This is a genomic window from Arcobacter sp. CECT 8983, from assembly GCF_004118855.1.
Classification (GTDB): domain Bacteria; phylum Campylobacterota; class Campylobacteria; order Campylobacterales; family Arcobacteraceae; genus Halarcobacter.
The window spans coordinates 824236-837507 of the sequence record NZ_PDKF01000004.1 but is presented as its reverse complement, the minus strand read 5'-3'; the positions used below and the strand labels follow the sequence as shown (position 1 = coordinate 837507).

The window sequence follows — 13272 nt, the reverse complement described above, 5'->3', positions numbered from 1 at the left end:
ATTTTTATAATCTATTTTTATATAACTTTTGAGTGAGAAAAGCTTAAAAACTTTCCCACTCATCATCTTTTGTATTGTTTGCAGTTATTGTTTTTGTTTGAGGCTGTATTGAGTTAGTAATCTTTGTTGCACTTGCTTTTACAGTAGTAGCTTGAACTGTTTTTTCCTTTGTACTTTTTGTTTTAATTGAATCAATATTTATATTATCTTTTCCATCAAACTCTTTTTTATCTGCTTCTTCAACAATATCCTCAGAGATTTTTGCAGTTTGTGTTGCAATATCATATGTTTGTGTTGCAACAGATGCATTTTCTTGTGTTTGTTTATCTAAAGAATTTACAGCATCATTGATTTGAGAGATACCTACTTGTTGCTCTTTAGAAGCTGATGAAACTTCATTTATAAGTTCAATTGTTTTAGTGATGTTTGTATTTAATTGAGAATAACCTTGAATCATCTCTGTAGAGATTGTTTTCCCTTCATTTGCTTTTATATTTGCATCCTCAACTAAACCTTTAATCTTTTTTGCTGCTTCGGCTGATCTTGAAGCAAGATTTCTAACTTCAGCTGCAACTACTGCAAAACCTTTTCCAGCTTCCCCTGCCGTTGCTGCTTCCACTGCTGCATTTAGTGATAATATATTTGTTTGGAATGCAATTTGGTCAATAACTGTAATTGCTTCATTAATAGCTCCAACTTTTTCATTTATTTCATCCATTGAAGCAGTTGTTCTAGAAGCTAAGTTTTCACCAGTTGAAACTGAAGATGTAACATCACTTGCTAAATTAGACATTTGATACATTTTCTCAGAGTTATTATTTACTGTTGAAGTAATCTCTTCTAAAGCTGCTGCTGTTTCTTCTAGAGATGCTGCTGCTGTATTTGAAGCATTGTTTAGATTATTTACATTCTCTAATAATATAGAAGAAGAGTCTTGAAGTATAAGCCCATTTCTTTTGTTATCTTGTAGCATTTTAGTTGTTGCTTCACCTAAGTTATTTACTCCAAGTGCAAGCTTTTCAAGATGTTCTTTAATTCCTTGACTATCAACTTTTACTCTAAAATCAAGATTAGAAAAGCTTTCTAATACAAGCAATACTTTATTAATATTTGTTTCAAGGTTATCACCCATTTTATTAACAACTGTTAATAATTCATTTAGACCTTGATTTCTAGTTGAAACATTGATTCTTTGAGATAAATCCCCCTGTTCAAATTCATGCATAACCTGAACTACTTGATTTATAACATTCTTTTCTCTTTCTAATTCAAGCTCAATATTTTTAATGTTTTGATTGATTACTTTAGACATTGTTCCTACTTCATCTTTTGAACTATCATCTAAAAGTTTTACACTATCAACCTCTTTATTTAAATATCTAAAGAACTCTTCTAAACCTTTTTGGAAAGCATAGATACTTTTATTAAGTCCATTACTAATATAAAAGCTAAATACTAATACTAAAATAATAGAAATAACAATTAATGTAAAAATCATAATTTTGATTTGAGTAAACTTGTCTTCAATTGCATTTAAAATATCTTCAGTCATTTTTGCATGCATTTTCTCAGTTTTATGAATTGTAGTTCTCATTTCTTTCATAATACCATCATTTGAAGTAAGACCTTTTTTTACTTCTGCATCAATTAAAGATAAAAAATCTTTTTTGTAAGTTTCAAGATTTTTTACTCTTTCAGGTGTCATTAAAGTAGAAGAAACTAATAATTTATCAATTTTAGATTCAAACTTTTTTACATACTTCAAATCTCTTCTTAACATAAAATCTTTTTCTTGTTTTCTCAAATCATAAACAATAGCAAGAAGCTCATTGCTATTTGACTTTTTAGCTGAATCTTGAACCTTATGAACAGAAGCTCTTAAACTACCATATAGACCATCTTTAGGATTAAGTCCTATTTTTTGTTGTATTGTAACTAATTCTAAAAAAACACGTTCATACTCTTTTACATAAGATAAAAATGTTTCAATATCTTCTGTTGCAATATTTTCTTGTTTTAAATCTTTTAAAAGTCTTTTTTTATTGTTTTCTAAATCATCAACAGTTTTTAGAAATTTATCTTTGTATTTCAAATCTTTTCTAGCTAAAAAATCTTTTTCATGCTTTCTTAATTCATAAGTGTTTGAACTAAGTCTTTCAACTAAAAGTTGACTTTCTGCTAAGACATGAAAATCTTGAATTATTTTATTAACAAAAAATGCAGTTAAAAGAAAACCAAAAGTAGATGCTAAAGCTAAGATTACAAGCTTCATCTTAATTTTTAAATTTTTCATCTATTCCCCTAAGAAATTAGTTATATCAAATTATATAACTAAATAGTATCAAAAAAGTAATAGATTGAGATTAAAAAATATACTTAGTTTAACAACTCAGGTTCATGGTGATAAAATCCTTGGGAATAATCAATTTTTAAAGACTTAACTATCTCATCAACCTCTTTATTATGAATGAATTCTGCTACTGTTTGAATATTTAAAACTTTTGCAAAGTTTACAATAGTAGAAACAGTAAGTCTTAAATTATCATTTATATGAATATTTTTAATTAAAGAACCATCTATTTTTAAAATATCTACTTTTAGTTGAATAATATACTCAAAGTTAGAATATCCTGTACCAAAATCATCAATTGCAACTTTACAACCAAGTTTATGGACTTCTTTAATAAACTCTCCAACTTCTTCAAATTTTTCAATTTCTTCAGACTCAACTATTTCTAAAGTAATTTTATGAGCAGTATTTGTCTCTTTTAATTTAGAAATAAGATAATCAATAGTTTTTCTATCTTTAATATCTTCAATCATTAAATTAATAGAAAACTCTTCATCTCTATCTTTAAAATAATTACAGGCTTTATCAATAACAATTCTTGTCATCAAAGGATACAATCTAGCTTTTTTTGCATGATTTAAAAATTTAAAAGGAGACACTATAGTTCCATCTTCTAATTTTAATCTCATTAAAGTCTCATACTTATAATCATTAGAAGTATTACAAACAATCTTTTGACCATAAATTAAAATATTATTATTTTCTATTGCTGTTTTTATCTGCTTTGTTAAAGCAATATTTTCTCTTAATTCCTTATAAGCAGGCATATTTTCATCAAAAAGAACAATATCTTTATGTGTTCGCTTTGCCCATTGTAAAGCAACTTCTGCTTGAGTTAATAGTTTATCATCATGTCCAGCTAATCCAACAGTATATGAAATATCAAATTCATAATTATTTATATTATATTTTTGAACTAAAGGATTATGAATAATACTATCTGTTGTTTTTAACAACTCTTTTTCTGAAATATTTCCATAAGCTAATAAACCAAAAACATCTCCTGAAAGTCTATATACTTTTAGATTTGTTGATTTATATTTTATAAGTCTTTTTGAAAGGATTTTAAGTATTTCATCCCCTACTTCAAAACCATAAGCATCATTTATATCTTTAAATCTATCGATATTAATTAAAGCTAATTTAGGCTTTACAAACTTTTTTATATCATCTAATAGTCTTTGTCTATTTGGTAAAGAGGTTAGATCATCAGTAAATTGCTCATATATTACTTTATCTTTTTCAAAAACTTGTGTTAAGTCATTTCTTATACCAATAAACTCTACTATTTCATCATTTTTATCTAAAATAGGAACAATTGTAGTATCAACAAAATAAGAATCTCCATTCTTTTTTTTATTTTCTATTATTCCTTTAAATACTTCTTTATTTGTAATTTTTTCCCAAAGATTTTTAAAAAACTCTTTTTTTGTATTAGGGTGTCTAATTATATTATGACTTTGACCTAGAAGTTCTTCTCTTTGATATCCAGAAATTTTACAGAAATTATCATTTACATAAGTGATAATACCTTTTTTATCAGTTTTAGAAACAATAGAACTCTCGTCTAAAGCTTTTCTAAACTCTTCTAATAAGAAAATTTTATCAATAAGTTGTTCCCATTGATGGTCTGTTTTTAATATCTTATTTATTTCTAAAAAGTATTTATTTTTATTTTCTAATTTTTCATTTTTCTTTTTTAAGTTTTCTTCATAATCTTTTTCTTTAGTAATATCTCTAAAAGTTGTAAAAAACATTTGTTTTTGATTTATGATTATTGTTTTTAAAGTAATTTCAACTAAAAACTCTTTATCTTCTAAGTCTTTATGTAACCATTCAAATTGTACAAATCCGTATTTAAGACAAGACTCAAATATTTCATTTGCTTTTTCTTCAGAAGTTTTACCATCTGGCTGATATTTAGGTGATAACTGAGAAGGGTGTAATTTATATATATCTTCTTTTGTATTAACTTTAAAAACATTAGCCATGGCATCATTTGCTTCTACTATTAATCCATCATCAATAATAAACATAGGCATAGGTGCATTTTCAAATAGCTCTTTATAGTAAACATCTGTAATAAAAGCCAAGATTATCCTTAATAATAAAATATAAATAAATATTATACAAGAATAAAATTAAAGCCTTTTTAATGGTAATATTTATATATATTTTTCATATATTTTAACAAAATAGACCTACCAAAAATACACAATAAAATATATAATAAAATAAAAAGAGGCTATTATGAAAAATTCAAACAAAAGAATCTGGCTAGTTGGTGGAAGTAGTGGTATAGGATTAGAGTTAATGAAAATTCTTTTAAATAATGAATTTAAAATAGTAGCTAGTTCAAGAAATGCAACAAGTAGTGAAGAACTTTTAAAATTAAAAGAACTGTATAAAGAAAAAATCTATTTACTAGATTTAGATGTTGAAGATACAGAAAATATTGAAGCTAAAATAAAAGAGGCTTGGGAAGTTTTTGATGGCTTAGATATTTGGTTTTATAATGCAGGGGCTTATGAAGTCATGGATATGAAATCATGGGATTATAAAAAATTTGCTTTAATGAATAGTACAAACTACTTAGGTGTTATTAATATCATGACACATATTTCAAAATATTTCATAGAACAAAAAAAGGGAAAATGGATTTGGAATTTAAGTCTTTCAACATATTTTGGATTACCTAATGGAGGAGGATATTCTGCACCTAAAACTGCTTTACTAAATCTTGCTCAATCAATTCATCCTGAATTACAACAAGAGAATATTAACTTACAAATTATAAATCATGGTTTTGTTAAAACTAGACTTACAAGTAAAAATAGTTTTGAAATGCCTCAACTTATGGAACCAAAGTTTGCAGCAGAACAAATTTTCAAAGGAATCACAAGAGATAATCGTTTTGAGATAAGATTTCCAACAAAACTAAGATTATTTTTACAGTTTTTAAGTCTTATTCCATATAAATTTTCTCTAGCAATTACGAAAAGGTTAATAAAATGAAAGCAAAAAACTATGCCTTATTCTTTGAGTCAATAGACAAAAATACACCTTTAAAGGAGTATGCTAAGTTTTTTGATTTAAACGCTAAATTTAAAGACCCTTTTCATGAAGTAAAAGGCTTACAAAATATTTTTAGGGTTTTTTTAAATATGTACAAAAAACTTGATGAACCTAAATTCAAAGTAGATGAAATAGTTGAAAATAGAAATATTGCTTATATAAAATGGACTTTCTCTTTTAAATTCAAAAAAGAAAAAGATATACAAAATTTTGAAGGAGTTAGTAGAGTTATTTTTAACTCAGATGATAAAGTAATCTTACATGAAGACTTTTGGGATGCTGCTTCAAATCTATATGAAAAACTACCTGTGATATCATTACTTATAAAATTTGTAAAAAGAAAAATAAATGACTAAAGCAACCTTAACCTACTATAGTCTTCTTGCTGTTCCTTTGGCAATACTTGGACTTCCTTTATATATTTATTTACCAACATTTTATGCAAAAAATATTGGTATTGATATGGCTTTAGTAGGTGGGATTCTTTTCTTTGCAAGATTATTTGATGTTTTTTTAGATCCATATTTGGGGTATTTAAGTGATAAAAGTAAGCAAAGATTTAACTCAAGAAAACCTTTAGTAGCTGTTGGAGCTGTTTTATTAATAATAGGTTTTTATTTGTTGATTAATCCTAATAAAGAGTATGCAAACCTTTGGTTATTTTCTTTTTCTTTTTTAGTTTATATTGCTTGGAGTATGGTAAATATTCCATACCTTACATGGTCAGCTGAGATTACAAATGATTATTATTTTAAAACAAAACTAAATAGTGTAAGGGAAATAGGAACAATAGTTGGTGTGCTTATTGCACTTTTACTTCCTTTTTTATTTTCTATTTCAAGTAATACAAAAGAAGTTTTAGACTTATTATTTATTGTTTTTATTTCTCTTTTTATTTGGTTTACAATCGTTTCCTTAAAAAAAATAAAGACTGTTACAAGTGAAAATATGGAAAACTTCAAATTTTCATATTTAAAAAATATATATAAAGAATTGCCAAAAATTAAATCTTTGCAAATAGGATATTTTTTTAATAACTTAGCAAATGCAATTCCTGCAACACTATTTTTACTTTTTGTTGAGTTTGTAATAAAAGAACCAAAATCAAGTGGTTTGCTTCTTATTGTATATTTTCTTTCAGGGGTTTTAGCTCTTCCTGTGTGGACTGCTATTTCAAAAAAAACAAGTAAAAAAAGAGTTTGGATTTATTCAATTGCTTTAGCATCAAGTTCTTTTATTTTTGTTCCTTTTTTAGGAGAAAATGATTTTATACCTTTTCTAATAATTTGTATAATCTCAGGTTTTTCTTTAGGTGCTGATTTAGCTTTTCCTACTTCTATTCATTCAGACTTAAGTCAAAAAGCAGAGAAGATAAAAAGCAATTGTTCAGGATTACTTTTTGGACTTTGGGCAATGATTACAAAACTATCTCTTGCTTTAAGTGTCGCAATATCTTTCGGTATTTTAGGTTTAGTTGATTTTAATGAAAATAATCCTAGTAATAGTTCTATTTTAACCCTTGCCCTACTTTATGGATTAGCTCCTGTTATTTTAAAAATTATTGCAATTATTTTTATCAATAAATATAAAGAAGATAAATAATAGTTTATTAATTGACATTTTTTATATACAAAAATCCTTTAATAACATATAAAATAGATATTGAAAGGAGTTTGATATGAAATCAATATTTTTATTACTAAGTTTAGTTTCCCTACTATTCTCATCTCAAGCTCTTTTAAAATCTGATACTCCAAAGCCCGTTGAATATGTCAGTCCTAAAAGTTTTGCTGGGCTTTGGTACGAAATAGCAAGAACTTATAATAAATTTGAAGAAAATTGTGTAGCTGCAACAGTTGAATATAAACAATTAGAAAATAATAAATTAAAAGTTTTCAACAGATGTTTTGAACATGAAATTGGTGGAGAACTTATATCTTATACTGGCATCGTCAAACCACTCTTAGAAAACAATTTAGCACAACTAGATAAAACATATTATTGGATTTTTTCAAAAGAGTATAGAATTATTTATTTGGATAAATCTTATCAAACAGCAATTATGAGTGATAAATCTATGGAAAATCTATGGATTATGCATAGAAATCCATTTATGGAAGAAAAGAAATTAGATAAACTTATTAAATATATAGATAAGTATATGGATACATCAAAGTTAATATTTACAAAACAAGATAAAAATGGAAGATACAAATGAAAGAAAAAAGATTAAAAATAGCAGTACTAGGAGCTGGAATTAGTGGATTAGGTTCTGCATATTTATTAAGTAAAAAGCATCATGTTGACCTTTATGAAAAAGATTCAAGACTTGGTGGTCATGCAAGAACTACTTTTGTGAAAGAAGATAATAAAGAGTTTGGTGTTGATACTGGCTTTTTAGTATTTAACCATGAAACTTATCCTTTATTAACAAAACTATTTAAAGAATTAGATGTGAAAATTGAAAACTCTGATATGAGTTTTGCATTTTGGAATACTAAATCTAATACTGCTTATAATGGGCAATCTTTAAAAGGTATGTTCTTTCAAAAGAAAAATCTATTTAATCTAAGTCATTATATTATGATTAAAGATATTTTAAAATTTAATAAAAAAGCAAATGAAGATTTAGATAATAACAACGAAGACTTAGATTTAAGTTTAGGTGAATATTTAAAACCTTATTCAAAATACTTTAAAGACAGATATATTATTCCTATGGGAGCTTCAATTTGGTCAACACCAACTAAAAAAATGAACGAGTTTCCAGCTAGAGCTTTTTTAAACTTTTTTAAAAATCATGGACTATTAGGAGTTGATACTCACCATCAATGGCTTACTGTAAGTGGTGGTTCAATAAATTATGTAAATAAAATTGCCTTAGAAATTTCTGGAAAAATATATACAAACTCTACTGTAAAATCTATAAGAAGAGAAAAAGATAAAGTTATTTTAGTACATGAAGACTTAGGTGAATCAGTTTATGATAAAGTTATTTTAGCAATGCATGCTCCTGATGCATATAGTATGTTAGAAAGCCCAAGTGATGATGAAACAGATGTTTTATTAAGTTTTAAATATAAAGATAATGATGCTGTTTTACATACTGATACAAAAGCTTTATTCCCAAATAAAAAAGCCTATGCAGCTTGGAATTATAAAACAGATGGAAAAGAAGATAACGTAACTTTATCTTATTGGTTAAATACTTTACAAAATCTAAAAAAAGAAAAAGAGTATTTTGTTTCTTTAAATGAAACACAAAATTTAGATAATATAATTGAAAAGATTAGTTATTCCCATCCACAATTTGATTTAAAAGCTATAAAAGCTCAAGAGAAAAGAGAACTTATAAATGGGAAAAACAATACTTATTATGCAGGGGCATATTGGAGATATGGTTTCCATGAAGATGGATTATATAGTGCAAATACAATAGCAAAAGAGTTTGGATGCCAGTTATGAAACACTTAATTTTTGATGGAAAGATTTATCATAAAAGATTTCTTCCTAAAGAGCATAGTTTTAAATATAATTTTTTTATGCTAGATATTGATTTATCTTCTATTGAAAATATTAAAAATAAAGTTTTTTCATACAATAAATTTAACTTATTCTCTTTTTATTCAAAAGACCACTTTGGGAAAAAAGAAAACTTCTTAGAAAATGTAGATTTTTTATTAAAAAGTTTTGGAATCAAAGCAACACAAGAAATGAGATTCATAACCCTTCCAAGAATTGCAGGTTTTGTTTTTAATCCAATTAGTGTATTAATTCTTCTTGAAGACAATAAACCAAGCTTTCTTATTGCAGAAGTACACAATTACAATGGAGGAAGAGTAATCTATCCTGTTGAACTTACAACTTCAAATAATAAAACTTTTAAAGGAAGAACTAAAAAAGATATGTATGTTTCTCCATTTTTTAAAAGAGATGGGGATTATGAGTTTACATTAGTTTATAATGAAAAAAATATAAATCTAGGTATAACTCTTTTTGAAGATGAAAAGAAAAAATTAACATCTAACTTTACAGCAAAAGCTAAAGAGTTTTCAGCCCAAAACTTGAAAAGTTTATTCTTTAAACATACATTTTTAACATTTTGGGTTGTTACAAGAACAATATATCAAAGTATAAAACTTAAACTATTAGGTTTAAAATGGAATAAACCAATTGAAAAAGATACAGTGAGGAGATACTAATGGAAACTTTCTGGAACAAAATAGGAGATAAATTTTTATCTAAAATAAAAAGAGGTGATTTAGAAGTTCACTTTTGTAATGGTCAAGTTAAAACTTATGGTGATAAGACTTATCCAAAAGCAACATTAGTTTTGCACAATGGAAATCTTTTTAAAAGATTAACTTTTTATGGTGATATTGGTTTTGCAGAAAGCTATATGGACAAAGATTTTGATTGTGACGATTTAACTTCATTAATAAAAATTGCTCTTTTAAACTCAAGTGAACTTCAAACAAAAAGTGAAGATGAAAAAAGTTTTAGTCTTTATAATCTGTTTCCATTTTTTAATAAAATGAAACATTTTCTTAGAAAAAACTCTAAAACAAGAGCACAAAAAAATATTCAAAAACATTATGACTTATCAAATGATTTTTTTAAACTTATGCTTGACGATACGATGATGTACTCTGCTGCTGTTTTTCAACATGAAAATGAAGATTTATTTGAAGCACAAAATAGAAAACTTGATATTTTAGCAAAAAAATTAAATCTAAAAAAAGGTTTAAAAGTACTTGAAATAGGTTCTGGGTGGGGAGCTATGGCTATGCATCTAGTAAAGAAATATGAATGTGAAGTAACCACTTTAACTCTTTCAAAAGAACAAAAAAAGCTTTGTGAAGATAGATTCAAAGAGCACAAGATAGAAGAATCAATAAATATTATGCTTAAAGACTACAGAGATATGCAAGGACAATTTGATGCAATCATTGCAGTTGAAATGTTTGAAGCAGTTGGACGGGAATATTTTGATGTTTTTTTTAAAAAATGTCAAAGCTTATTAAAACCTAGCGGTGTTTTGGTTATGCAAATAATTACAATGCCTGATCAAAGATATGATTCATACGCAAAAGGAACAGATTTTATTCAAAAGTATATTTTCCCAGGTGGTCATCTTCCAAGTGTAGGAAAAATACTTGAAACCACAACAAAACATACAAAATTAAATTTACTTCATATGGAAGAGTTTACAGAGCACTATGCAAAGACTTTAAATGTTTGGCATAAAAACTTTTTAGACAATCTTGATGAAGTTCAAAAGTTAGGTTTTGATGAATACTTCATTAGAATGTGGAAAATGTATCTATGTTATTGTGAAGCTGGCTTTTTAACTAGAAATATCAATCTTGTTCAGCTTGTATTTACAAGATATGAAAACATAAATTTAAATAAAGGACTTGTGGCATGAAAAATTTAAATAGATTTTTTAGCAGTTTTTTTATTGTTTTAGCAATTTTATTTTTTACAGGATGTAGCAAAATGCAAATAGAAGATTTTAAAAACAAAACTCCTGAGTTTATTCCTCAAGAGTATTTTAATGGAAAATTAACTGCCTATGGTTTAGTTAAAAATAGGTCTGGAAAGATTATTAGAACTTTTAAAGGAACACTTATTGGTTCTTGGGATGAAAATGGTGTAGGAACTTTAAATGAAGAGTTTCTTTATGATGATGGGGAAGAACTAACAAGAGTTTGGAAATTAGTACCTACAGGAGAGAAAACTTTCGATGCAACAGCAGGTGATATAGTAGGAACTGCAAAAATGCAAGCTTTAGGGAATACTGTTATGATGGATTATGTAATGAGAGTTCCATATAATAATAGTACTATTGATATTAGTGTAAAAGACTGGCTTCATTTACAAGAAGATGGAGTAATCATAAACCACTCAAAAATGAAAAAATTTGGATTTACAGTTGGAGAACTTGTTATTACTATAATAAAAGATTTTCCTAAAAAGTAATTTCTAATAAATTTTTTAAATAGCTTTAAAGTCAAACTTAAAGACAATAAGCAAAAAAAATGAAGGACTTTTATGAAAGTAGTACTTACGGTTGCTGGAAGTGACAGTAGTGGTGGAGCTGGTATTCAAGCAGATTTGAAAACCTTTGAAGCTTTTGACACTTTTGGCTGTAGTGCGCTTACTGTTTTAACAGCTCAAAACACTCAAGGAGTAACAAATATTCAAGAGATTTCTCCTTCTTTTGTACAAGAACAAATATTAAGAGTACTAGAAGACTTTGAAGTAAATGCCATAAAAATTGGTATGCTTTTTTCAAACGAAATTATTGATATAGTAAGAGAAACTATTAAAGATTTAGATATTCCAATTGTATTTGATCCAGTATTTATCTCTAAAGCTGGTTCAAAACTTTTAAATGATGATGCAATTGAAAACTTAAAAACACTATTTCCTTATGTAGATATTATTACTCCAAACTTATATGAAGCAAAAGCACTTTTTAATTATGATGTATTAAATGAGAAAGCTATAGAAGAGATTTCTAAACTTCCTTGTAAAGTAGTTATCAAAAATGATATTGTAAAAAAAGAGAACGAAGATTTTAGTATGGATACTTTCTTTGATAATAATGATAAAAAAGTGTACTATACAAAACTTATTGAAACTTCAAATAATCATGGTACAGGCTGTAGTTTTTCAAGTGCCATTGCTGCAAATATAGCCTTAGGTAAATCATTAGAAGAAGCAATTAAAATTTCAAAAGAGTTTATATATCAAGCAATTTTAAATGCACCAAATATAGGTCATGGTAAAGGACCAATTTCACATAAAAAAGGTAAAGAATGTCTATAAATTTAAATGGTTTATATGTAATTAGTGATGATATTCTAACTCCAAAAGAAACTATTTTAATTCAAGTAAAAGAAGCTTTAGAAGGTGGGGCAACAATTGTTCAACTGAGAGATAAAACTTCTTCTGATGAAGAGATAGAAAAATTAGTTTTAGATTTACAAGAACTTTGTAGAAAATACAAAGCTTTGTTTGTATTAAATGATAGAGTTGAACTTGCAATAAAACTTCAATGTGATGGTTTACATGTTGGAAGAAGTGATCATCATAGAGTTGAAGAAATAAGAAAAGAGTATAAAGGTATTTTAGGTATCTCTTGTTATGGAAATTTACAATTAGCAAAAGAGATGCAAGACAAGGGTGCTGATTATGTTGCCTTTGGTTCATTCTTCCCTTCTTTAACAAAACCAAATGCAGCAGTTGTAAATAAAGAAGTTATAAAAAATGCAAAAAAGGAACTTAATATTCCAGTTTGTGTTATAGGTGGTATTACAAGCAAAAATGCTAATATACTTATAAATGAAGGTGCAAACATGCTTGCAGTTATAAGTGATATTTGGAAAAGTAAAAATATAAAAAAGAAGTGTGAAGAATACACAAATATTTTAAAAGGTAAATAATGAGAGCAATAATTTTTGTAGCCCATGGTAGTAAAAAAGAAGAATCAAATGAAGAGTTTATACAATTAATTGAAAAGATTTCACATAAAGATAATAAATATGGATTAAAAAAAGCAGCTTTTTTAGAACTTGCAAGTCCAGATATAAAAAGTGTAGTAACTGAATTTATAATAAATGGAGCAAGAGAGATTGTTTTTTATCCATATTTTTTAAATTCAGGTAAACACGTAACAAGTGATATCCCAAATATTATAGAAAATTTAAGACAAGAACATAAAAATATTATGTTTAAACTATTACCACACTTTGGTAAGTCTGAAAAAATTGAAGATATTATACTTCATGATATAAATCGACCTTTTGTATAAACTAACATTTTTTTACTACAAAGATTCT

General features: G+C 26.3%; 13 protein-coding genes. 11 read left to right on the top strand and 2 right to left on the bottom strand.

Features of this window, described 5'->3' with window-relative positions; all coding sequences use genetic code 11:
* Positions 1 to 43 precede the first annotated feature (43 nt).
* Both CRV01_RS07155 and CRV01_RS07150 read right to left on the bottom strand, forming a co-directional pair.
* Positions 44 to 2293 (bottom strand): methyl-accepting chemotaxis protein, encoded by a 2250-nt coding sequence (locus tag CRV01_RS07155; RefSeq protein ID WP_129007489.1) that lies wholly within the window; start codon positions 2291 to 2293, stop codon positions 44 to 46.
* Between the two features lie 83 nt (positions 2294 to 2376).
* Positions 2377 to 4443, bottom strand: a complete 2067-nt coding sequence (locus CRV01_RS07150; protein WP_129007488.1) for an EAL domain-containing protein — start codon at positions 4441 to 4443, stop codon at positions 2377 to 2379.
* A 157-nt stretch (positions 4444 to 4600) separates the two neighbouring features.
* Between CRV01_RS07150 and CRV01_RS07145 the strand changes: the two genes are divergently transcribed.
* The 11 genes from CRV01_RS07145 to CRV01_RS07095 all read left to right on the top strand — a co-directional run bounded on the left by CRV01_RS07145 (position 4601) and on the right by CRV01_RS07095 (position 13244).
* Positions 4601 to 5365 carry an SDR family oxidoreductase gene (locus CRV01_RS07145; RefSeq protein ID WP_129007487.1) on the top strand — a complete coding sequence of 255 codons (765 nt, stop codon included), beginning with the start codon at positions 4601 to 4603 and terminating at the stop codon, positions 5363 to 5365.
* Entirely contained in the window at positions 5362 to 5781 is a 420-nt protein-coding gene (locus tag CRV01_RS07140; protein ID WP_129007486.1) for a nuclear transport factor 2 family protein, read from the top strand. Before CRV01_RS07145 ends, CRV01_RS07140 begins: the two co-directional genes overlap by 4 nt.
* Positions 5774 to 7027: an MFS transporter gene (locus tag CRV01_RS07135; RefSeq protein ID WP_129007485.1), complete on the top strand. Its 1254-nt coding sequence runs from the start codon at positions 5774 to 5776 to the stop codon at positions 7025 to 7027. Before CRV01_RS07140 ends, CRV01_RS07135 begins: the two co-directional genes overlap by 8 nt.
* Before the next feature lie 76 nt (positions 7028 to 7103).
* Entirely contained in the window at positions 7104 to 7643 is a 540-nt protein-coding gene (locus tag CRV01_RS07130; protein ID WP_129007484.1) for a lipocalin family protein, read from the top strand.
* Positions 7640 to 8890: an NAD(P)/FAD-dependent oxidoreductase gene (locus CRV01_RS07125; protein WP_129007483.1), complete on the top strand. Its 1251-nt coding sequence runs from the start codon at positions 7640 to 7642 to the stop codon at positions 8888 to 8890. Before CRV01_RS07130 ends, CRV01_RS07125 begins: the two co-directional genes overlap by 4 nt.
* Positions 8887 to 9627, top strand: a complete 741-nt coding sequence (locus CRV01_RS07120) for a DUF1365 domain-containing protein (protein WP_129007482.1) — start codon at positions 8887 to 8889, stop codon at positions 9625 to 9627. The genes CRV01_RS07125 and CRV01_RS07120 overlap by 4 nt, the downstream gene beginning before the upstream one ends.
* Positions 9627 to 10853 (top strand): cyclopropane-fatty-acyl-phospholipid synthase family protein, encoded by a 1227-nt coding sequence (locus CRV01_RS07115; RefSeq protein ID WP_129007481.1) that lies wholly within the window; start codon positions 9627 to 9629, stop codon positions 10851 to 10853. Before CRV01_RS07120 ends, CRV01_RS07115 begins: the two co-directional genes overlap by 1 nt.
* Positions 10850 to 11407, top strand: a complete 558-nt coding sequence (locus tag CRV01_RS07110; protein WP_129007480.1) for a DUF3833 domain-containing protein — start codon at positions 10850 to 10852, stop codon at positions 11405 to 11407. The genes CRV01_RS07115 and CRV01_RS07110 overlap by 4 nt, the downstream gene beginning before the upstream one ends.
* 72 nt (positions 11408 to 11479) lie before the next feature.
* Positions 11480 to 12259, top strand: coding sequence for a bifunctional hydroxymethylpyrimidine kinase/phosphomethylpyrimidine kinase (thiD, locus tag CRV01_RS07105; RefSeq protein ID WP_129007479.1), 780 nt, complete (start codon positions 11480 to 11482; stop codon positions 12257 to 12259).
* The gene (thiE, locus tag CRV01_RS07100; RefSeq protein ID WP_129007478.1) at positions 12250 to 12876 is read left to right on the top strand and encodes a thiamine phosphate synthase; all 627 of its coding nucleotides are present in this window, start codon (positions 12250 to 12252) and stop codon (positions 12874 to 12876) included. The genes thiD and thiE overlap by 10 nt, the downstream gene beginning before the upstream one ends.
* The gene (locus CRV01_RS07095) at positions 12876 to 13244 is read left to right on the top strand and encodes a sirohydrochlorin chelatase (protein ID WP_129007477.1); all 369 of its coding nucleotides are present in this window, start codon (positions 12876 to 12878) and stop codon (positions 13242 to 13244) included. Before thiE ends, CRV01_RS07095 begins: the two co-directional genes overlap by 1 nt.
* The last annotated feature ends 28 nt before the right edge of the window (positions 13245 to 13272 follow it).